This is a genomic window from Microbispora sp. CA-135349 (assembly GCF_050947365.1).
GTDB lineage: Bacteria > Actinomycetota > Actinomycetes > Streptosporangiales > Streptosporangiaceae > Microbispora.
On sequence record NZ_CP192001.1, the window covers coordinates 7,388,035 to 7,407,890 of the forward strand.

Sequence of the window (19,856 nt, forward strand, 5' to 3'; positions counted from 1 at the left end):
AGCATTCCTAAGGAAGGATTCCGATGCTCGCACGACTGCTGCGACCCCGGCACGAGGTGTCCGCCCACTGCGACCTGCCGTGCGGGGTCTACGACCCGGCGCAGGCCCGCATCGAGGCCGAGTCGGTGAAGGCGATCATTAAGAAGTACGCCGACAACGACGACCCGGTCTTCAGGACCCGCGCGCTGATCATCAAGGAACAGCGGGCCGAGCTGGTCAAGCATCACCTGTGGGTGCTGTGGACCGACTACTTCAAGCCCCCGCACCTCGAGCAGTACCCGCAGCTCCACCAGCTCTTCTGGGACGCCACGAAGCTCGCCGGCGCCGCCGGCGCCAAGGGCACCGTCGACCCGTCCCTGGCCGACGACCTCCTCGCGAAGATCGACGAGATCGCCAAGATCTTCTGGGAGACCAAGGCCGCCTGAGTCTCGGGATCTCGCGCCCCGCACGGCCTTCACGGGCCGCGCGGGGCCAGATCATCCCAAGGCCCATACAAACTCCATATTCGGTAGCACGGAATTTACGTGCAGTTACCTCCAAGGATCGCCACAATCAGCGCGTTCAGCCGGGGCAGCACCGCGCGAGTGGCGGTAAGTTGCAGTCAGCGGCACTCAGCCGGCTGAAAGGGCGAGGAGGAACGTGACCGAGGAAACCGAGACGCCTGCGGTGGATCTGACCGGGATTCGCGATGCTGTGAGTGTCCGGCTGCCCGCCGTGAGCGCCTACCTGTCCGTGCTGCGCACGGCCACCGCCGGGCTCGCCGCACGGCTCGACTTCACCCTCGACCAGATCGAGGACCTGCGCATCGCCGTAGACGAGGCGTGCGCCATGTTGCTGCGGCACGCCGTGCCCGGGACCGACCTCCTCGCGGAGTTCGAACTCACGGGCCAGGAGATGACGGTTCGCGTCGAGGTCAACACGCTCGGCGTCAGCTCGCCCAACCGGGAGGACTTCGCCTGGATGGTGCTGACCGCGCTGGCCGACGACGTGGACGCCATCTCCGACCACGCCGACCACCTGGCGATCGTGCTGCGTAAGCGCCGGAGCACGGCGAGGCCGTCGTGATGACGGAAAGGACGAGTGCGATGACCTCCGGCGACTCGGCGGTGCCGGACCGCGTCCGCGCGCGCACACTCTTCGCCGAGCTGTCGGAGCTTCCGCCTGACGACCCCAGGCGGCAGCGCATCCGCGACGAGCTGGTCGAGCTCCACCTGCCACTGGTGGAGTACCTGGCCCGCCGCTTCCGCAACCGGGGCGAGTGGCTCGACGACCTCACGCAGGTCGCCACGATCGGCCTGATCAAGTCGATCGACCGTTTCGACCTCGCGCGCGGCGTGGAGTTCTCCACGTACGCCACCCCGACCATCGTCGGCGAGATCAAGCGGCACTTCCGCGACAAGGGCTGGGCGGTCCGCGTGCCGCGCCGGCTGCAGGAGCTGAAGCTCTCGCTCACCAAGGCGATAAGCGAACTGTCGCAGCGGGAGAGCCGGGCGCCCACGGTCGCCGAACTCGCCGTCCATCTGGGCATGAGCGAGGAAGAGGTCCTGGAGGGCCTGGAGTCGGCCAACGCCTACTCCACCGTGTCGCTCGACGCGCCGGACTCGGGCGACGACGACGCTCCCGCCGTGTCCGACTCGCTCGGCATCGTGGACGAGTCCCTGGAGGGTGTGGAGTACCGCGAGTCGCTCAAGCCACTCCTGGAGCGCCTGCCGCCGCGTGAGAAGCGGATCCTGCTCCTGCGTTTCTTCGGCAACATGACGCAGTCGCAGATCGCGACCGAGCTGGGGATCTCGCAGATGCACGTGTCCCGGCTGCTCGCCCGGACCCTGGCCCAGCTTCGCGAGGGCCTCACCGCCGAGGACTGACCGTCGGAGAGTGGCCGCCGGGGAGTGACCGGGGCCGGGCGAACGCGACAGCCGGCCACGGACCGCCGCGGACTGGAGACAGGACCACTGGGCCCGATGACGGGCGCGACGACTGTGACGCCGCACTCCCCCCTGCGGCGCTCCAGTCGGAGACCGCGCGGCTCAGGACTCGCCGGGAGTGCCGTCCTCCCCCATGAGGGCGTGGGTGGAGGCCGGCGCGAGCAACGCGACCAGGGCGACCGCCGCCGCGGCGACGAGCGGGACCCCGAAGGCGTACTGCGCGGACTGGATGAGGCTGATCGCCACCGGAAGCGCGAATATCTGTGTCACCACGGCCGGGCCCCGGCTCCAGCGCAGCACCTGCCACAGGCCCCAGGCCACCCAGAGCAGCAGGGCGCCGCCGAGCACGCCGAACCCGGCCACCGCGATGCTGGTGACGAGGTCGGTGGGTTGTCCGATCACGGTTTCGACGCCGACGAAACCCCCCATGACGAGGGCGAGCAGGCCCTCCGCGGCCAGGACGGCGGCGGCCACGGTGAGCGTGGCGGGGCGGCCGGCGGAACTGCTGATCACACCGCCCAACCCTACCCGCACAGGCGCGCGCCAGGCGTCGCCCGGCATGGGCGGTAAACCGTTCGTTAACCTTCAGGCATGCGGGCACTCCTCCTCGTCAATCCCAAGGCGACCTCGACGCACCGGCGCACCCGGGACGTGCTGATCCGGGCGCTCGGCGCCGCCGTCGACCTGACCGTCGAGGAGACCGCCTACCGCGGCCACGCAACCGCGCTCGCGGCCGCCGCGCACGCCAAGGGCTTCGACACGGTGGCGGTCCTCGGCGGTGACGGAACGATCAACGAGACCGTCAACGGCCTGCTGGAGACCCGGCCCGGCGAAGGCGCGAGCGAGCGGCCCGCGCTCATCGTGATCCCCGGGGGCAGCGCGAACGTCTTCGCCCGCGCCCTCGGGCTGCCCAACAACCCGGTCGAGGCGACCGGTGCCGTCCTGGAGGCGCTACGCGAAGGACGCCACCGGACCATCGGTTTGGGACAGGCGATTTGGCATGACGAGGTTTCGGGCCCGGATCCGGGGGCAGGAGCGCCACCTGACCAGCAAAGGTCCAGATATTTCACATTTTGTGCTGGGTTGGGATACGACGCCGAGGTCGTCCGAGCCGTCGAGGGCTTGCGGAGCGCGGGGCACCGCGCGCTGCCCGCTCTCTACGTGAACACGACGGTTCGCCACTTCTTCGTGACGGACCGCCGACGGCCGGCGATCCGGCTGTCGCGTCCCGGCCGGCCGACAGAGGATGGGATCTTCATGGCGATCGTGTCCAACACGTCGCCGTGGACGTACGCCGGCACACGTCCGATCAACCCGACGCCGTGGGCCGGATTCGAAACGGGGCTCGACATGCTCGGGCTTCGCAAGATGAACCTGCCGACCGTGCTCACGCTCGTGCGGCAGATCATCGGCGAACACCGGGGACTACCGCGCGGTAAACACTTCGTTCAGCTCCATGACGAGGCCGAGTTCACCCTGCGTGCCTCACGCCCGGTCGCCTTCCAACTCGACGGCGACTACCTGGGAGAACACGAGTGGGTGATCTTCCGCGCTATCCCGGACGCGTTACAAGTGCTCGTCTAGCCTGTTACAACCAGTCATAGTGTGACGCATCCGACAGCCACGGCGGGCAAAACCTTGTCCCAAACCTCTTGTGTGGTGTTGGTACGGCTGAAAAGCTGAACTACGACGTCGGAACGTAGGACCTTTACGGAGACCACCGCCTCCGTAAGGAGCCCCGGCGATCGCGCGGACGAGCCCGGCCCCCACCCAGGATCCGGGCAATCGTCCGCAGCAGCTAGTGAAAGAGTTCACAAAGTTGACGGCCAGAGGAGCCACGGAGGCTCCGCCTTACGAAGGAGTGGAACGCATGGACTGGCGCCACCGCGCTGCCTGCCGTGACGTGGACCCCGAGCTGTTCTTCCCGATCGGGAACACTGGTCCGGCGCTCATGCAGATCGAAGAGGCCAAGCAGGTATGTCGGCAATGCACGGTCGTCGAGTCCTGTCTCAAGTGGGCCCTCGAATCCGGCCAGGACGCCGGAGTCTGGGGCGGGCTCAGCGAGGATGAGCGCCGTGCTCTCAAGCGCCGTACCGCTCGCGCCCGCGCCCGCGCCGCCGTCTGACTCCCCGCCGCACGCGAACGCCTTCGGTGAATGCCCGCCTTGGCATTCACCGAATCGCGGGGCACGCGGGCCCGGCCGGGACGACCGCGCAGCCTCCCGCCCGAAGGACCGTCTGTTCCACCAAGGCATCGCGTCCACTATGGCATCCCCCACACAGGTCCCGCACAGCGGACCCCCTCTGACGCATCCCGCCCAAGGATTGACGTCTCCCACCCGAGGGCCGGCGGGGATGCCTCTCGTCTCCACCCGAACCGGGCGGGGAATCAGCCCGGCTGGACCGGGATGCTGAGGCTGACCTCGGTGCCCCCGCCCTCTCTCGTGGCCACGCCCAGGCGGCCGGACAGTTCGCCGACCACCAGCGTACGGACGATCTGGAGCCCGAGGCTCCCGGTGGCGTCGAGGTCGAAGTCCTCGGGCAGGCCCCTGCCGTCGTCGGCGACCGTGAACTCCAGCCGGTCGGCGGTCCGGGAGACGACGACCTGCACGTTTCCGGAACAGTGGGCGAACCCGTGCTCGACCGCGTTCTGCAGCAACTCGGTCAGCACCATGGCGATGGGGGTCGCGACCGCCGCGGGCAGCACGCCGAAGCTGCCGACCCGCTTGATCATCACCTGCGCGAGCGCCACCTCCGCCGTCATCGCGATGACCCGGTCGGCGATGTCGTCGAACTCGACCATCTCCTCCGGCATCTGGGCGAGGATCTCGTGGACGATCGCGATCGAGCCGACCCGCCGTACGGCCTCGTTCAGCGCCTCCTGGCCCTCCGGGTTGTTCAGCCGGCGCGCCTGCAGCCGTAGCAGGGCGGCCACGGTCTGCAGGTTGTTCTTGACCCGGTGGTGGATCTCGCGGATAGTCGCGTCCTTGGTGAGCAGCTCCCGCTCGCGCCGCCGCAGCTCCGTCACGTCGCGGATCAGCACCAGCGCGCCGATGCGGCCCCCCGCGACGATCAACGGGATGGCTCGTAGCTGCACGACCGTGCCGCCGTTCTCCACCTCGGTCTCCCGAGGGGCCCGCCCGCTGGCGACGACCATCAGGTCCTCGTTGATCGGCTCGTCGGAGTAGCACAGGTCGGCGGTCGTCTTCCCGAGGTCCGCCCCCACGAGGTCGGCGTGCAGGCCCAGTCTCCGGTAGGCCGACAGTGCGTTGGGCGAGGCGTAGGTGACCCGGCCGGCCTTGTCCAGGCGGAGCAGGCCGTCGCCCACCCGGGGCGACCTGACCAGGATCGGCTCCTCCTCCGCGAAGGGGAACCTGCCCTCGGCGACCATCTGCGCCAGGTCGGACGCGCTCTGCAGGTAGGTCAGCTCCAGGCGGGACGGCGTACGCGCAGACGACAGGTTGGTCGAGCGCTGGATGACCCCGATGATCGGGCCGCCCTTGCCTCGCCGCACCGGGATCGTCTCCTCGCGCACCGGCACGCCGCTGGACCAGTCAGGATCGCCCTCCCTGCAGATGCGGTGCTCGGCCCAGGCCACGTCGATCAGCGGCCGCTCCCCCATGGCGATGGACACGCCCACGACGTCGTCGTGGTAGACGGTGGGGCCGGTCGTGGGCCGCATCTGGGCCACCGCCACCCACCTCGTGCCGCCCTGGCCGGGAACCCACAGGATGAGATCGGCGAACGACAGGTCGGCGAGCAACTGCCAGTCGGAGACCAGCGAGTGGATCCAGTCGAGGTCGGAGGGATCGAGCGCGGTGTGGCGCGACACCAGGTCGCTGAGAGTCGGCACGAGTGCATGATGCGACGCCGTCCGGGTCGAAAGCGAATCGACCATCGCCACCTGGCAAGATGCACCTCATGACAGGGCCGATGGACAGACTGCGCGCGGCCGCCGCCGAGCGGGAGGCGGCGGGCCTGCGGCGCGCCCTCCGTCCGCGCACGCCCGGCCATGACGGCCTGCTCGACCTGGCGTCCAACGACTACCTTGGGCTCTCCCGAGACGAGCGGCTGGTCGAGGCGGCCGTACGGGCCACCCGGGAGTGGGGGGCGGGGTCGACGGGTTCGCGGCTGGTCACCGGCTCCACCCGGCTCCACGCCGATCTGGAGGATCGGCTCGCCGCGTTCGCCGGGGCGGCCCGGGGCCTGGTGTTCTCCTCGGGGTATCTCGCCAACCTCGCCGCGGTCGCCGCCCTCGGCCGGGGCGGCCTGATCGTCTCCGACGCCGGCAACCACGCCTCGATCGTGGACGCCTGCCGGCTGTCGCGGTCGCGGGTGGTGGTCACGCCGCACGCGGACGTGGAGGCCGTGGACAGGGCCCTGGCCGAGCGTGCCGAGGAGCACGCTCTCGTCGTCACCGACGCCGTCTTCTCCGTCGACGGCGATCTCGCGCCGCTGCGCGCCCTGTACGAGGCGGTCGTTCGGCACGGCGCGCTCCTCGTGGTGGACGAGGCCCACGCGCTCGGCGTGGTGGGCGACCACGGCAGGGGCGCGGTGCACGCGGCGGGCCTCGCCGGATGTCCGGACATTGTGAGAACGATCACGCTGTCGAAGTCGCTCGGCGCTCAGGGCGGCGCCGTGCTGGGCGCGCCCGAAGTGATCGACGCGCTCGTGGACACCGGGCGGCCGTTCATCTTCGACACCGGCCTCGCACCGGCGTGCGCCGGCGCCGCCCTGGCCGCCGTCGATATCCTGGAAAGCACCGCTGACCTGCCCGGACGCGCCCGGAAGCGAGCCCGGGAGCTGGCCGCACTGGCCCGCGAACTCGGCCTGGAGACGACCGATCCGGCGGCCGCCGTGGTGCCGGTCGTGCTCGGTTCGCCGCGGCTCGCCGTGTCGGCGGGAGCTCTGTGTGCGGAACTCGGGGTCCACGTGGGATGCTTCCGGCCACCGTCGGTGCCTCAGGGCGGGTCCTGTCTGCGGTTGACCGCAAGGGCCGATTTGAGGTCCGATGATCTCGCGGTGGTCCGGGGGGCGCTCACCGCTGTGGCCGAGTTGGCGTCGTGGCCCGCGTTGACGATGCGGCCGAGTTGAAGGTGGACAGGTGACGCAGCACAGCGAGGATACTCCCCGGGTTCCCAAGTACTACGACGTGAAGCGCAGTCTTCTGGAGCTCACCAAGAGTATGCCCGCCGGCAGTGCGCTCCCTCCCGAGCGCACCCTGGCCGTACGCTTCGAGACCTCCCGGACGACGGTCCGGCAGGCGTTGTCGGAGCTCGTGGTCGAAGGGAGGCTGCTGCGCATCCAGGGCAAGGGCACGTTCGTCGCCCAGCCCAAGGTCGCCCAGGTCCTCCAGCTCACCTCGTACACGGGCGACCTGCGCACGGTCGGCCTGGAGCCGGACACCAAAATCCTCGACATCAGCTACATCACGGCCGACGAGGCCCTCGGCCGGCGGCTGGCCATCAATCCCGGCAGCCGGGTCCTGCGGATCCACCGCCTGCGCCTGGCCAACGGCGAGCCGATGTCCATCGACACCACGCACCTGTCCGCCCGCCGCTTCCCCCGCCTGCGGCGCGAACTGGAGGTGCACTCCTCGCTGTACGAGACCCTGCACAACGCCTACAACGTACGGCTGACCGACGCGGAGGAGGTCATCGAGACCGTGCTCGCCACGCCGTACGACGCGCAGGTGCTCGGGGTGGACGTCGGCCTGCCCATGCTGCTGCTGACCCGGCACGCCTTCGACGCCGACGGCAACCCCGTCGAGTACGCCCAGTCCCTCTACCGCGGCGACCGCTACAAATTCGTCACCCGCCTCCGCCGTCCCTGAGGAAAATCCGAGCGAGCCGAGGGGCGCGCCGCCAATCTGGACTGAGGAGCGCGCGGGAGCGAAGCGACCAGAGCGCGGCGAGGGAAGTGCCCATGGCGCGCCTCCGGCACGACCCGGCGGACGTGAGCGCCCGAAAGCGAAGCGGGTAACACAGTGAGCATTCTCGTGGTGACCGGAACGGACACCGGGGTCGGAAAGACGGTGGTGACGGCCGCGCTCGCCGCTCTGGCCAGGGAGCGTGGCGCGACCGTCGCGGTGGTGAAGCCCGCGCAGACCGGAGTGGCCGTGGGAGAGCGCGGGGACCTCGACGAGGTGATCCGCCTGTCGGGGGTGACGACGACCTTCGAGATGACGCGGTATCCCGACCCTCTCTCCCCCGCCGCCGCGGCCCGTGTCTCCGGCATGCCGCCGCTGTCGCTCGCGTCGGCGGCGGCCCGGATCGGGGAGCTGGCCGAGTCGCACCGGCTGGTGCTCGTCGAGGGGGCCGGAGGCCTGCTGGTCCGCTACGACGAGGAGGGCGGCACGCTCGCGGACCTGGCACGGCGGCTGCACGCCCCGGTCCTCGTGGTCGCGCGCGCCGCGCTGGGGACGCTCAACCACACGGCGCTGACGCTCGAAGCCGCGGCGGGCCGGGGCCTCGACCTGGCGGGCGTGGTGATCGGCTCCTGGCCGGCCGATCCCGGGCTCGCGGAGCGGTCGAACGTCGGCGACCTGGAGATGCTGGCCGCGCGGCCGCTGTCGGGCGCGCTCCCCGAGGGCGCCGGGGCGCTCCGCAGGGACGCGTTCGCCCGCGCCGCCCGCGCCGGGCTCGCTCCCACGCTCGGCGGCATGTTCGACCCGGCGAGATTCCGCACCACCCTTAGGCTGCCCTTGTAACGGACCGCAAGTGAGAGAACACGGAAGGTGCCGAATGACGACCGACATCCTGGATATCGCCCGCGTTCAGGTCCTGGATGAGGGGACGGGGCTCGACGCGGCCCAGGTGCTGGAGTGCCTGACCCTGCCGGACGAGCGGCTGCCCGGCCTGCTCGCCCTGGCGCACGAGGTGCGGATGAGGTGGTGCGGTCCCGAGGTCGAGGTGGAGGGGATCGTCTCGCTCAAGACCGGCGGCTGCCCGGAGGACTGCCACTTCTGCTCACAGTCCGGGCAGTTCTCCTCCCCGGTCCGGGCGGCCTGGCTCGACATCCCCTCGCTCGTCCGGGCGGCCGCCGAGACGGCGGCGACCGGGGCGACGGAGTTCTGCATCGTGGCGGCCGTACGCGGGCCGGACCGGCGGCTGATGGACCAGGTCCGCGAGGGCGTGCGGGCGATCCGGGAGGCGGTCGGGATCAACGTGGCCTGCTCGCTCGGCATGCTCACGCAGACGCAGGTGGACGAACTGGCCGAGATGGGGGTCCACCGCTACAACCACAACCTGGAGACCGCCCGGTCGCACTTCCCCCGCGTCGTCACCACGCACACCTGGGAGGAACGCTGGGACACCTGCCTCATGGTCCGGGAGGCGGGCATGGAGCTGTGCTGCGGCGGCATCGTCGGCATGGGCGAGACCCCGGAGCAGCGGGCCGAGTTCGCCGCCCAGCTGGGCGAGCTGGAGCCGGACGAGGTGCCGCTCAACTTCCTCAACCCCCGCCCGGGCACTCCGTTCGCCGGCCGGCCGCTCGTCGAGGGCGCCGAGGCGCTGAAGACGATCGCCGCGTTCCGCCTCGCCCTGCCGCGGACGATCCTGCGGTACGCCGGGGGCCGCGAGCTGACCCTGGGCGACCTCGGCACGAGGGACGGCATGCTGGGCGGCGTCAACGCCATCATCGTCGGCAACTACCTGACCACCCTGGGCCGGGCGCCCGAGCGCGACCTGGAGCTGCTGGCCGACCTCAAGATGCCCATCAAGGCGCTCTCGCAGACCCTCTGAGGCCGCCGACGGGCGGTCGGCTGGAATCCCAGTCCGCGGGGGCGGAGTAGCCGCGACGACATCGGGCATCAGCGGAGGTGACCGACGTTCTCCTGTGGCTGGAGGGCATTGGCCGCCCATCTGTTCCGGTTACTGACCGACTGGTAGGTTTCACCCTATGGAGTCCCCCAAACACGCAGGCGACATCGCGGTCGCCGTCTCCCAGGCCTACGGCGTGGACACCATGTTCACGCTCTCCGGTGGGCACGTCTTCCCCCTGTACGACGGAGCCGTCCATCAGAACATGCGCATCCTGGACGTGCGCCACGAGCAGAGCGCGGTGTTCGCGGCCGAGGCGACGGCCCGGCTGACCCGCAGGCCCGGCCTCGCCGTGCTCACCGCCGGTCCCGGCGTCACCAACGGCGTCTCGGGGGTCGCCACCGCCCACTTCAACGGTTCCCCGGTCGTCGTGCTCGGCGGGCGCGCTCCGCGCTCACGCTGGGGCTCCGGCGCCCTGCAGGAGATGGACCATCCGCCGCTGTTCGAGCCCATCACCAAACTCGCCTTCACCGGTTCGGGCGCGGACTCCATCGGGCAGGACGTCGAGATGGCCTTCAGGACCGCCCTGGCTCCGCATCGCGGCCCGGTGTTCCTCGACGTCTACATGGACGATCTGTTCTCCCCGTCGCCCGAGTACGTCTCGGAGACGCTGACCCCGTCACCGCTGGAGCCCGATCCCGAGGCCCTCGCCGGCATCGCGCGGCTGCTCGCCGAGGCCGAGCGCCCGGTGCTGGTGCTGGGCTCGGACGTCTGGATGGAGCGCGCCGAGGAGGCCGCGCGGGACTTCGCCGAGGAGTGGCGCCTGCCCGTCGTTCCCAACGGCCAGGGCCGGGGCATCCTGCCCGCCGGGCACGAGCTGCTCGTCACCCGTGCCCGGGGCGTCGCCTTCAGTCAGGCCGACCTCGTCATCGTGGTCGGCACCCCGCTCGACTTCCGGCTCGCGTACGGCTGGTTCGGCGGCAAGGAGGGCGCGCCCCTCGCCAGGGTCGTCCACATCGCCGACGCGCCCTCCCAGCTCGCCACCCACACCGGCCTGTCCGGCTCGACCGCCGGCGACCTGTCGGTCGTCTTCTGGGGCCTGTCGGCGGCGTGCGGGACCGCCGGGGTGAACCCCAAGGCGTACGAGCCGTGGGTCAGCAGGCTGAGCGAGGCCACGACGGCGGCGATCGCGCAGGACGCGGCCCTGCTGGAGTCGGACGCCGACCCGATCCACCCGATGCGCATCTACGGCGAGCTCAACAAGGTGCTGGCCGACGACGCGGTCGTCATCGGCGACGGCGGCGACTTCGTCTCCTACGCCGGCAAGTACGTCGAGCCGCGCCGGCCGGGCAGCTGGCTCGACCCCGGCCCGTACGGCTGCCTCGGCACCGGGCTCGGCTACTCCATCGCGGCACGGCTGGCGAGGCCGTCGTCCCAGGTCGTGCTGTTGCTCGGCGACGGCGCGGCGGGCTTTTCGCTGATGGACGTCGACACGCTGGTCCGCCACCGTCTGCCGGTCGTCATGATCTGTGGCAACAACGGCATGTGGGGCCTGGAGAAACACCCCATGCAGATGCTGTACGGCTACGACGTGGCGGCCGAGCTCCAGCCGCAGTGCCGCTACGACCAGGTCGTCACCGCGCTCGGCGGCGGCGGGGAGCTCGTCACGTCGCCCGGCGAGATCGGCCCCGCGCTGCGGCGCGCCTTCGACTCCGGCGTGCCCTACCTGGTGAACATCGCCACCGACCCGGCGATCGCCTACCCGCGTACCACGACCGGAGTGTGACCTCCGGCGGAGCCCCGCGTACGTCCGTCTCGCGGGGCTCCTCGGGCCTCAGCCTGCCGCGGGGCTGCGGCTCGCCACAGAGCTGGGCGACGGGCTGGGCGAGGGAGGCGGGCAGTCCTTCTTCACGGTGAACGTGACCGTCGTGCCCTCCTTCACGAGCGTGTCGAACGCCGGTTTCTGGCTGACGACCGTCCCCTTGCACTGTCCCTCGCCGTCGTAGACGGGTTTCGGGGTGAGACCCAGCATGTTGAGCCGCGCCAGCGCGGAGCTCTCCGGAAGGTCCTGCAGCTGCGGCACCTTGACCATGCCCTTGGTCGAGCTGGGCGAGGGCGTCGGGGAGGCGGAGGGGCTCGGTGTCGGGCTGGGAGTCGGGCTCGGCGTGGGGCTCGGCTTCTTCCTGGGCGGGCTGGGTTGTTCCACGGGGAGCTGCGTGGTGGGCTTGGGTGAGTGCCGTGTGGCGGTCCGCGTCGGCGACGGCCTCGGCGGGTCGGTGGTCTCCACCGTCAGGGACGGAGCGGGCGACTCGGGAGCCGTCGGCCCGGCGGAGGCCATGTTGATGCCGAGCACGGCCAGACCGCCCACGACGGCGACCCCCGCCACCCCGGCCGCGACGACCGGCACCCCCCGGCCCTTCTTGGCCCGCTGCGCCGCGCGCCGGGCCGTACGGGCGCCCTGCTGCGGCGTGCCGACGGTCGTCGGAGGCACGGCGGGGGCGTCGTCCCACGACTCGCGGGTGACGCGGTAGGTGTGGCCGGTGGACGGGAGGGCCTCCGGCACGCCGGCGTAGGGACCACCCGCCTGGGTGGCCGGGCCGGCGGGAAGCTGCGGGGCCCCCGCGCCCATGTCGGCGACCGGGGCCGCCGCCAGGCCCTGCGGGCCGTATACGGGCATGGCATCCGGGACCCCGGCGCCCTGCATACCGGCGGCGTGCATCCCGGCACCCTGCATGCCGGCACCCTGCATCCCGGCGCCCTGCATGCCGGCGCTGTGGGGCAGCACCGACTGCCGGGCCGCCTGGCTCATCGCCGCGGCGGACGGCCAGCGGCGCGCCGGGTCTTTCGACATGGCCCGCTCGACGATGGCCCGGACGGCGGGCGGCACGTCCGGCGGCAGCGGCGGCGGCTCCTCGCGGATGTGCTTGAGCGCGATCGTCACCGGGGAGTCGCCGTCGAAAGGACGCTGCCCGGCCAGGCACTCGTACGCCACCACGCCCAGGGCGTAGATGTCGACGGCGGGAGTGACCGGAGCGCCTTCGGCCTGCTCCGGCGCGCAGTAGGCGGCGGTGCCGAGCACCATGCCCGCGTCGGTGAGACGGCTGCCCTGGTCGGCACGGGCGATGCCGAAGTCGGTGAGCACGAGCGTGCCGTCGGAACGCACCAGCAGGTTGCCCGGCTTGACGTCCCGGTGCACGATGCCTCGCTCGTGCACGGCCTGGAGCGCGGAGGCGGCCTGCGCGATGAGCTCCATCGCGGGCTCGGCACCGATGCGCCCGAGGCGGGTCAGCAGGCGGTCGAGGGGCTCTCCGTCGACGAACCGCATGACCAGGTACGCGGTGGAGCCGTCGCCGGGGACCTCGGTGACCCCGTAGTCGTAGACGTCGACGACGCCGGGGTGGTTGACGGTCGCCATCGCCCGGGCCTCGCCCTGGAAGCGGACGGCGAATCCGGGGTCGTCGAGGCGACCGGGAAGAAGCACCTTCACGGCGACGGTGCGTGCGAGGACGGTGTCCTCGCCTCGCCATACCTCGCCCATGCCCCCGGCGCCGAGCCGGGCGTCCAACCGGTAACGCCCAGCCAGGGTCATGCCTTGGGCCACCATCTGCGCCCCGTACCCCCTAAGTCACTCGACCCCCGAAGGTGTCCAACAAAGCAGGTTCGTGTCGCGGGTAGATAACGACAAGATCACGGAACCCTGTAAGACCAAGGGATCCAGGCTCGGGGGTCGGACGTCGAGCCTACCTGTTATCCGCCCGTACTACCGTGCACCGAGCACCGAGCCGTCCAGTGCCTGGGCGTGACCTGGACGATCATTCGGCGGCGGCAGTGCGGGCAGTAACGCGGTGGCTCCATCACCCTGGCGGCCAGGCAGGCCGCGTGATCACCGTCTCCGGCCGAATGGCCGCAGTGATCGCAGTAGAAGTCCACAGATGACCACCCTAACCGCTGCCCGCCTCCGTCACCCGGAAAGCATGACGGAAGCCCCCGCTGCCGATTAAGACGCTTCAACGCCCCTTTTAGTTGCCTGTCGGCCGGGAGTATCGGGGAATCGCCACCCAATAGGCTGACCCGCATGAGTGTTGCTCCAGGTCTGCGCGCCGAGGTCCTCATCATGGTGGAGCGCGGGGACACGGCGATCCGGGTCGGCAGCGGCGACGTGCCGGTGCTCGGCACGCCGCGGCTGCTGGCGTTCGCCGAGGGAGCGACGGTCAAGGCCGTCCAGCCGCACCTGGAGCCCGGGCAGACCACGGTGGGGACCAGGGTGCTGATCGAGCATCGCCTGCCCAGCCCAGTCGGGATGCACGTCGAGATCCGCGTCGAGCTCACGGAGGTGGACGGCAGGCGTCTGGTTTTCTCCGTCAGGGCCGTCGACAAGACCGGCGCGCTGGTCGCCACGGGCACGATCGAGCGGGTCGTCGTCGACCGTGACCGGTTCCTGTCCCGTCTCTGAACGCCCCGCCGGACGACCGGCGGTTTCCTCCTCTGACGGCGCCCCTACTCGATGACGGCGATGACGTCTCCCTCCTGGACGACGTCGCCCTCCTTCACCTGAAGCTTGGCGATGGTTCCGGCATCCTCGGCGAGAACCGGGATCTCCATCTTCATCGACTCCAGGATCACGAGCGTGTCGCCCTCGTCGACGACATCACCCTCGCTCACGACGATCTTCCAGACGTTCGCCACCATTTCGGCGCGCACCTCGGCCACCCGGCAACTCCCCTCAACGTAATCCAGCAAATCAGGCTGTTCTCATCCGGGAGATCAGCCCGGTGTCGTAGTCCCCGCTCACGAACTCGGGGTGGTCAAGCAGCTCGGCGCAGAACGGCAGGTTGTTCTTGGGGCCCTCGACGCGGAACGCCGCGACGGCCTCGCGACCCCGCTGCAACGCCTCCTCGCGGGTGGCGCCGACGACGCAGAGCTTGGCCATCAGGGGATCGTAGAACGGCGTGACCGTGTTGCCCGCCGTGTATCCCGAATCGATGCGCACCCCCTCGCCCACCGGCTCCTCCCACACACCGATCTTGCCAGGCCCGGGCAGGAACCTGCGGGGGTCCTCGGCGTAGACACGGAACTCGATCGCGTGCCCGCTCACCCGCGGCTCGACTGTGTAGGTCTCACCGGCGGCGATGCGGATCTGGTGCTCCACGAGGTCGAGGCCGGTGACGAGCTCGGTGACGGGGTGCTCCACCTGGAGGCGGGTGTTCATCTCGAGGAAGACGAAGTCCTGGGCGTCGGCGTCCACCAGGCACTCCACCGTGCCCGCGCCGCGGTAGGCCACGGCCTCTCCGGCCCGTACTGCCGCGGTTAGCATCCGCTCGCGCAACTCCGGGGTCACGCCGGGAGACGGGCTCTCCTCCACGACCTTCTGGTGGCGCCGCTGGACCGAGCAGTCCCGCTCGCCCAGGGCGACCACGGTGCCGTCGGCGAGGCCGAGGATCTGCACCTCGACGTGCCTGGCCCGCTCGATGTAGCGCTCCAGCAGGATGGCCGGCTCGCCGCCGAATCGGGCGGCCGCCCGGCACGCCTGCTCGAACGCCTTGGCCAGCGACGCGTCGTCGCGCGCCACGCCCATGCCGATGCCGCCGCCCCCGCCGGCCGCCTTCACCATCACGGGGTATCCGATCTCCCTGGCGGCCCGTTCCGCCTGAGCGAGGTCGGACACCGGCTCCCTGGTCCCGGCGGCGACCGGCACGCCCGCCGCCTCCATCAGGTTGCGGGCGTTGATCTTGTCGCCCATCTGCTCGATGGCCTTGGGGTCCGGTCCGATCCAGACGAGACCGGCGTCGATCACCGCGCGGGCGAACGCGGCGTTCTCCGCGAGGAAGCCGTAGCCGGGGTGGACCGCCCGGGCTCCCGTCGTCCGGGCGGCCTGAAGGACCTTGTCGATGTCGAGATAGCTCTGGGCCGGGCTCGCGGGGCCGAGGAGCACGGCGTCGTCGGCCTCGCACACGAACGGCAGGTCGGCGTCCGCCTCCGAATGGACCGCGACCGCGCGCAGCCCCATGCTCCGCACCGTACGGATGATCCGGCGGGCGATTTCACCACGATTGGCGACGAGAACTGAGTCGAACACGCAGCCAACTCTAAGGTGATCCCCCGCTCCGGCCTGCCGACCGTTCCGACTGAACGCGGGGGCTGAATCTGTAGGGTCGCCACAATAACGGCTGTTCCGGCGTGGCGTTACAGACGTCGTGATGCTACGTCTGCTACAAGCGTGTGACGAGCACGAGGCGGTCCACGACGCGCGCCAACGCCTCCACCACTCCCGGATCGTAGGCCGAGCCGCCGTCGAGGCGCAGCCGCTCCAGGGCCGCCGCCACCCGGTCCCTGTCGGTCGAGCCGCCCACGAGGTCGTCGTAGGCGTTGGCGGCCTTGATGATGCGGCTGGCCATCGGCGGTGAGTCGCCGAGCGTGTCGCACTGCCGCCTGACGATCTCGGCGACGCCGTGGAGGACGCCGGTCTTCCTGATCACCTCGGCCCCCAGCTCCGCGATCCGCCGCGCCTGCGCGGGGGCGGCCAGCACGGTCGCGCCGCCGGGGATCGGATCGCGCAGCGAGAGCTGCCCGATGTCGTGCATGAGCGCGGCGTACTCCAGCTCAAGCAGCTGCGGCTCCGCCATGCCCAGCTCCCGGCCGATGGCGACCGACAACTGGCTGACGCGACGCGAGTGGCCGGGCTCGACGTACCCGCCGACCTCGGTGACCCGGCTCAGCGCGCGCACGGTCTGCAGGTAGGTCGCCCGGATGCCGGCGTATTTGCGGAACGCCACCTGCGTGACGAGCAGCGGCGCGGCGAACGCGGGCAGTGCGGTCATGTCCATGCTGTGCGAGGCGAGCGTGAGCAGGATGCCCGACGCCGCCACGGCGGCGCCGAGCGGCGCGCCCATCCTGATCTCGTCCCGCACGGCGACGCCGAACGCGGTCCTGACCTGGTCGGCCCGGAGCATGGCCGCGATCACCACGTCGGCCGCGAGCATGATCGCGACAAGCACCGCCATGACGCCGAGCGCCGGCCACCAGTTGCCGTGCCGGTCTCCCGCGTCGCGCGCGATGTCGCCGAGCGGACCGGCGAGCGGCCGGTAGGCGAAGGCGAGCAGCGACCCGGCGAGCAACCTCCGGGCCATCGCGTCGAGACGCGGCGGCCGGCCGACCGCCAGGTGGGGCAGCCCACCGGCGATCATGCCGACCGACATGACCGCCACGACCTGCAGGGCCGAATGGTGCGCCGGCCGTCCGCCCACGTCGAGCAGCAGGGCGTACCCGAGGGAGGCGGCGGTGGAGATCGGGGCGACCTCGCGGTTGCCGGGCATCGTGAGGCGGGCCAGCTCACCGGCGGCGATGAGCGCGCCGAACCCGATGGCGACCCGCGGGTCGGTCAGCCCCACGGCCGCGGTGTGGGCGATCCCCGCCACGGTCAGCATCCCGGCGGCGCAGATGAGCAGGAGCTGGCCCGAGTCGAGCCCCACCGGCCCGGCCGTCAGCCGACGCTCCCTCATCGCTCCGACACCACCTGGATGGGCGTCGTCGGGTCGTCGTGGTCCTTGACCGTGGTCTCCACGGCCGCGTCGTCCGGCGGGACGGGCACCGGCTGGGCCAGGTCCCAGCCGTGCCGGTCGAGCGCCTTGACGAACGCGCAGACCATGTCGGGGTCGAACTGCGTGCCCGCGTTCTTGCGCAGCTCGGCCACCGCGACCTCGATCGGCTTGGCCTTGCGGTAGGAGCGGTCGGAGGTCATGGAGTCGAACGCGTCGGCCACCGCGATGATCCGGGCGAACTCCGGGATCTCCGGCCCGGCCAGCCCCATCGGGTACCCCTTGCCGTCGTGTCGTTCGTGGTGGTGCATGATCCCGGCGAACGCCTCGTCGAGGAAGTCGATGCCCCGCACGATTTCCAGTCCGCGCATCGGGTGGAGCTGGATCGCGGCGTACTCCTCCTCGGTCAGGCGCCCGTCCTTCTGCAGCACCTTGGTCGGCACGCCGAGTTTGCCCACGTCGTGGAGCATCCCGGCGTACCGGATCGCACGCAGCCGCTCGGTGCCCATGCCGATCTCCTCGGCGATCATGGAGGATGCGGCGGAGACCCGCGTGCAGTGTCCGCGCGTGTAGTAGTCCTTCGTTTCCACCGCCTGGCACAGCGCCGCGATGGTCGCGTCGTACGCGCGCTGCTCGGCGTGGTAATGCCCCAGCGCCCACCGGGCCACGAACAGCGGCAGCAGCACGAGCACGGCCGAGATCGACTGCACCGTCGACCACAGGGCCGCGATCAGCAGGCCGAAGGTGGCGAAGCCGACGTAGGAGCTCAGGAACTGCACCATCGCGCGGAGCGAGACCTCGTCCCTGTGCACCGCGGACGCGAGGCGCAGGATGACCGCGGTCAGCGCGAAGTTGACGGCCACGAAGACCACGGTCGCCGCGGCGTACGGCACGAGGATGCCGGGGAAGTCGGCCGGCTCGGGCAGCGCGGCCCGTCCTCCGGCGCTCTGGTAGGCCCACCCCGCGGCGTAGCCGCACAGGGCGTACTGCGCGCCGTTGAACAGCCGCTTCACCACCGGCAGGCCGGGGCGCACGCTGACGACCGCGGCCAGTCCGACCAGGGCGGCGCCCTCCGGGCCGACGAGCACCACGGCGGCCAGCGCGGCGGAGAAACTCACCGACACGGCGACGTGCGGCACGTTGAGCAGCGTCGGCACCGACTCGCAGAGCAGGAAGAGCAACGCCAGGACGAGAAGCGTGGACCAGTCCTCCGCCGCGAGCCCGCGATGCGCGAGCAGACCGCGCGCGATCACGAAGCCGGCGGTTCCGACGAGTGCGACGAAGTAGACCCTGGCGGGCCACGGAAGTTCCCGCATTGCGGCCACCTTGAATGCGGATCGGACCCGTGGGCCGGCCCTGCCGGACCGGCCCACGGGCAGTGACTACGTCCAGGAGATCCCCGGGGTACCGGCCGCGAGACCGGCCAGAGCGACCACCGGAGTGAGCAGCGCCAGCGCCACTATCAGCCTGACGACGGTCTTCCCTAGCATTGCGCCGCCTCCACGTCGATGTCGCACTCAGGCTACAGAAGGGCCGGCGCGCCCTCCGGGATGTCGCGGCCATCGCAGCCAAACCGTAACCAAGCAATCACGCCGCGTGCAATTGCACCGGTTTGTCGGCGCCTTCTCCCCGCCTCGTGACGGCCGTGACGTCGATCCGACGGCCTTCTCACGGCGTGAGCCGTGCCATCAGCCGGCGGACGTCGTCGCCCACGTCGGCCTGGAGCATCCCGTTGTCGACGCCCGGCGTGCAGCCGTACGCGACCCGAACGCCGGCGGGTGGTCCCTCGGCGTACCCGAAGACGAGCCGGTACTCGCGGTCGTCCGCCTCCGGGCCTCCCCCCTGGCACCCGTGCCCGCTCGGCACGGTGTCGAGGTCGTCGAGCACCGCGGCGAGCCTTCGGGCCGCCGCCGCGCCGTGCTCGCGCCTGGGCGGCCACTTCTCGCCCCCGTCCAGGCACACGAGAACCCACTCCGGCTCCTCCGGCACCATGGCGTCCTCCTGCCCCCGCCGGTCCCCTCCGCCCCGGCAGGGGTCGTCCGGCCGCGGCATCCTCCACGTGCCTCCCCGATAGGCGGCGGTCAGGGCCGTCCCGACGTACGAGCTGGTCCGGGCCTCGCCGTTCGTCGTCGTGACGCAGGAGTTCACCTCCTCGGCGCTGCCCACCCACAGCGCCGAGCCGTCGGCGTACGCGAAGCGCACTAGGTAGTTCGTCATCGGCCCGCCCGCCAGGGTGCAGATGTGCTCGACCTCGCCGGTGGTGACCGGCAGGTACGCGAGGTCGCGGGCCATCGCCGCCGCCTGGTCCGTCAGCGTCCGCGACCCGCCCAGCCGCTCGCCGCCCGGATCCGTGTTGACGCCGGGGTAGGCGCAGATCAGCGCCCGTACCGGCGAGCCGGGCACCAGCGACTTGTCCGCGCCGTCCACGTCCGGGCCGGCCGGCACCCACCCGCCGATGCCCTCGTCCTCCCAGTGCCGCGGGCAGGCGTCCGGTACCGCGCTCGACCGGCCCGCGTGCCGGGCCAGTGCGACTCCCCCGTAGACGGCCACGGCCATGACGACGGCGACGACGGCGGCGAGGGCCCACTGCGAACGTGTCACATCACTGAGACGTGCGGACCCGGCCGTCCGGTTCAG

19 protein-coding genes are annotated in these 19,856 nt (G+C 71.2%); 11 read left to right on the top strand and 8 right to left on the bottom strand.

The features are described 5' to 3' along the window. Nucleotides 1-23 precede the first annotated feature (23 nt). From sodN to ACQPZZ_RS34045, 3 genes are all read left to right on the top strand, one after another. Entirely contained in the window at nt 24-425 is a 402-nt protein-coding gene (gene sodN, locus ACQPZZ_RS34035) for a superoxide dismutase, Ni (protein ID WP_139580370.1), read from the top strand. 214 nt (nt 426-639) lie between these two features. Next, on the top strand, nt 640-1,065 hold the full coding sequence (locus ACQPZZ_RS34040) for an ATP-binding protein (protein WP_079316287.1): 426 nt from the start codon (nt 640-642) through the stop codon (nt 1,063-1,065). Continuing rightward, nucleotides 1,065-1,865, top strand: a complete 801-nt coding sequence (locus ACQPZZ_RS34045) for an RNA polymerase sigma factor SigF (RefSeq protein WP_030511447.1) — start codon at nt 1,065-1,067, stop codon at nt 1,863-1,865. The genes ACQPZZ_RS34040 and ACQPZZ_RS34045 overlap by 1 nt, the downstream gene beginning before the upstream one ends. A gap of 162 nt (nt 1,866-2,027) precedes the next feature. On the opposite strand, the gene ACQPZZ_RS34050 is transcribed toward ACQPZZ_RS34045, so the two are convergent. Then, nucleotides 2,028-2,438, bottom strand: coding sequence for a hypothetical protein (locus tag ACQPZZ_RS34050; RefSeq protein ID WP_432925872.1), 411 nt, complete (start codon nt 2,436-2,438; stop codon nt 2,028-2,030). A gap of 78 nt (nt 2,439-2,516) precedes the next feature. Here ACQPZZ_RS34050 and ACQPZZ_RS34055 point away from each other — a divergent pair, with 78 nt between their 5' ends. Together ACQPZZ_RS34055 and ACQPZZ_RS34060 are read left to right on the top strand one after the other, a co-directional pair. Further along, entirely contained in the window at nt 2,517-3,509 is a 993-nt protein-coding gene (locus ACQPZZ_RS34055; protein ID WP_432925874.1) for a diacylglycerol/lipid kinase family protein, read from the top strand. A gap of 286 nt (nt 3,510-3,795) precedes the next feature. Beyond that, nucleotides 3,796-4,050, top strand: coding sequence for a WhiB family transcriptional regulator (locus ACQPZZ_RS34060; protein ID WP_363647034.1), 255 nt, complete (start codon nt 3,796-3,798; stop codon nt 4,048-4,050). Nucleotides 4,051-4,313: 263 nt separating this feature from the next. Here the strand turns inward: ACQPZZ_RS34060 and ACQPZZ_RS34065 are convergent, their stop codons facing one another. Next, nucleotides 4,314-5,777 carry a sensor histidine kinase gene (locus ACQPZZ_RS34065; protein WP_432925877.1) on the bottom strand — a complete coding sequence of 488 codons (1,464 nt, stop codon included), beginning with the start codon at nt 5,775-5,777 and terminating at the stop codon, nt 4,314-4,316. A gap of 68 nt (nt 5,778-5,845) precedes the next feature. Here ACQPZZ_RS34065 and ACQPZZ_RS34070 point away from each other — a divergent pair, with 68 nt between their 5' ends. The 5 genes from ACQPZZ_RS34070 to ACQPZZ_RS34090 all read left to right on the top strand — a co-directional run bounded on the left by ACQPZZ_RS34070 (nt 5,846) and on the right by ACQPZZ_RS34090 (nt 11,470). Further along, complete coding sequence (locus tag ACQPZZ_RS34070; protein ID WP_432925879.1) at nt 5,846-7,018, top strand: 8-amino-7-oxononanoate synthase; 1,173 nt, start codon at nt 5,846-5,848, stop codon at nt 7,016-7,018. 10 nt (nt 7,019-7,028) lie between these two features. Then, complete coding sequence (locus ACQPZZ_RS34075; protein ID WP_432925881.1) at nt 7,029-7,757, top strand: GntR family transcriptional regulator; 729 nt, start codon at nt 7,029-7,031, stop codon at nt 7,755-7,757. Nucleotides 7,758-7,910: 153 nt separating this feature from the next. Next, complete coding sequence (gene bioD, locus ACQPZZ_RS34080; protein WP_432925882.1) at nt 7,911-8,633, top strand: dethiobiotin synthase; 723 nt, start codon at nt 7,911-7,913, stop codon at nt 8,631-8,633. A 34-nt stretch (nt 8,634-8,667) separates the two neighbouring features. Continuing rightward, nucleotides 8,668-9,666, top strand: a complete 999-nt coding sequence (bioB, locus tag ACQPZZ_RS34085) for a biotin synthase BioB (protein WP_432925884.1) — start codon at nt 8,668-8,670, stop codon at nt 9,664-9,666. A gap of 157 nt (nt 9,667-9,823) precedes the next feature. Further along, on the top strand, nt 9,824-11,470 hold the full coding sequence (locus ACQPZZ_RS34090; protein WP_432925886.1) for an acetolactate synthase: 1,647 nt from the start codon (nt 9,824-9,826) through the stop codon (nt 11,468-11,470). 48 nt (nt 11,471-11,518) lie between these two features. On the opposite strand, the gene ACQPZZ_RS34095 is transcribed toward ACQPZZ_RS34090, so the two are convergent. Then, nucleotides 11,519-13,273: a serine/threonine-protein kinase gene (locus ACQPZZ_RS34095; RefSeq protein ID WP_432925888.1), complete on the bottom strand. Its 1,755-nt coding sequence runs from the start codon at nt 13,271-13,273 to the stop codon at nt 11,519-11,521. A 486-nt stretch (nt 13,274-13,759) separates the two neighbouring features. Here ACQPZZ_RS34095 and ACQPZZ_RS34100 point away from each other — a divergent pair, with 486 nt between their 5' ends. After that, a complete protein-coding gene (locus ACQPZZ_RS34100) occupies nt 13,760-14,137 on the top strand; it encodes a thioesterase family protein (protein WP_363647026.1) in 378 nt (125 codons plus the stop codon). A gap of 44 nt (nt 14,138-14,181) precedes the next feature. Here ACQPZZ_RS34100 and ACQPZZ_RS34105 read toward each other — a convergent pair whose 3' ends face one another. The 5 genes from ACQPZZ_RS34105 to ACQPZZ_RS34125 form a co-directional block, all read right to left on the bottom strand. Then, nucleotides 14,182-14,394 carry a biotin/lipoyl-binding carrier protein gene (locus tag ACQPZZ_RS34105; protein WP_363647025.1) on the bottom strand — a complete coding sequence of 71 codons (213 nt, stop codon included), beginning with the start codon at nt 14,392-14,394 and terminating at the stop codon, nt 14,182-14,184. A gap of 31 nt (nt 14,395-14,425) precedes the next feature. Beyond that, nucleotides 14,426-15,760, bottom strand: coding sequence for an acetyl-CoA carboxylase biotin carboxylase subunit (locus ACQPZZ_RS34110; protein ID WP_363647024.1), 1,335 nt, complete (start codon nt 15,758-15,760; stop codon nt 14,426-14,428). Between the two features lie 133 nt (nt 15,761-15,893). Continuing rightward, on the bottom strand, nt 15,894-17,183 hold the full coding sequence (locus ACQPZZ_RS34115; RefSeq protein ID WP_432925891.1) for an HD-GYP domain-containing protein: 1,290 nt from the start codon (nt 17,181-17,183) through the stop codon (nt 15,894-15,896). Then, nucleotides 17,180-18,535 carry an HD-GYP domain-containing protein gene (locus tag ACQPZZ_RS34120; RefSeq protein WP_432925893.1) on the bottom strand — a complete coding sequence of 452 codons (1,356 nt, stop codon included), beginning with the start codon at nt 18,533-18,535 and terminating at the stop codon, nt 17,180-17,182. Before ACQPZZ_RS34120 ends, ACQPZZ_RS34115 begins: the two co-directional genes overlap by 4 nt. Before the next feature lie 352 nt (nt 18,536-18,887). Beyond that, nucleotides 18,888-19,820, bottom strand: a complete 933-nt coding sequence (locus ACQPZZ_RS34125) for a hypothetical protein (protein WP_432925895.1) — start codon at nt 19,818-19,820, stop codon at nt 18,888-18,890. Between the last annotated feature and the right edge of the window lie 36 nt (nt 19,821-19,856).

Excerpts from the sequence above, each read along its gene's own strand:
- ACQPZZ_RS34090 (WP_432925886.1), top strand. The coding sequence starts at position 9,824 with ATGGAGTCCCCCAAACACGCAGGCGACATCGCGGTCGCCGTCTCCCAG.
- ACQPZZ_RS34055 (WP_432925874.1), top strand. The coding sequence starts at position 2,517 with ATGCGGGCACTCCTCCTCGTCAATCCCAAGGCGACCTCGACGCACCGG.
- ACQPZZ_RS34100 (WP_363647026.1), top strand. The coding sequence starts at position 13,760 with ATGAGTGTTGCTCCAGGTCTGCGCGCCGAGGTCCTCATCATGGTGGAG.
- ACQPZZ_RS34095 (WP_432925888.1), bottom strand. The coding sequence starts at position 13,273 with ATGACCCTGGCTGGGCGTTACCGGTTGGACGCCCGGCTCGGCGCCGGG.
- ACQPZZ_RS34060 (WP_363647034.1), top strand. The coding sequence starts at position 3,796 with ATGGACTGGCGCCACCGCGCTGCCTGCCGTGACGTGGACCCCGAGCTG.
- ACQPZZ_RS34070 (WP_432925879.1), top strand. The coding sequence starts at position 5,846 with ATGACAGGGCCGATGGACAGACTGCGCGCGGCCGCCGCCGAGCGGGAG.
- sodN (WP_139580370.1), top strand. The coding sequence starts at position 24 with ATGCTCGCACGACTGCTGCGACCCCGGCACGAGGTGTCCGCCCACTGC.
- ACQPZZ_RS34120 (WP_432925893.1), bottom strand. The coding sequence starts at position 18,535 with ATGCGGGAACTTCCGTGGCCCGCCAGGGTCTACTTCGTCGCACTCGTC.
- bioB (WP_432925884.1), top strand. The coding sequence starts at position 8,668 with ATGACGACCGACATCCTGGATATCGCCCGCGTTCAGGTCCTGGATGAG.
- ACQPZZ_RS34115 (WP_432925891.1), bottom strand. The coding sequence starts at position 17,183 with ATGAGGGAGCGTCGGCTGACGGCCGGGCCGGTGGGGCTCGACTCGGGC.
- ACQPZZ_RS34045 (WP_030511447.1), top strand. The coding sequence starts at position 1,065 with ATGACGGAAAGGACGAGTGCGATGACCTCCGGCGACTCGGCGGTGCCG.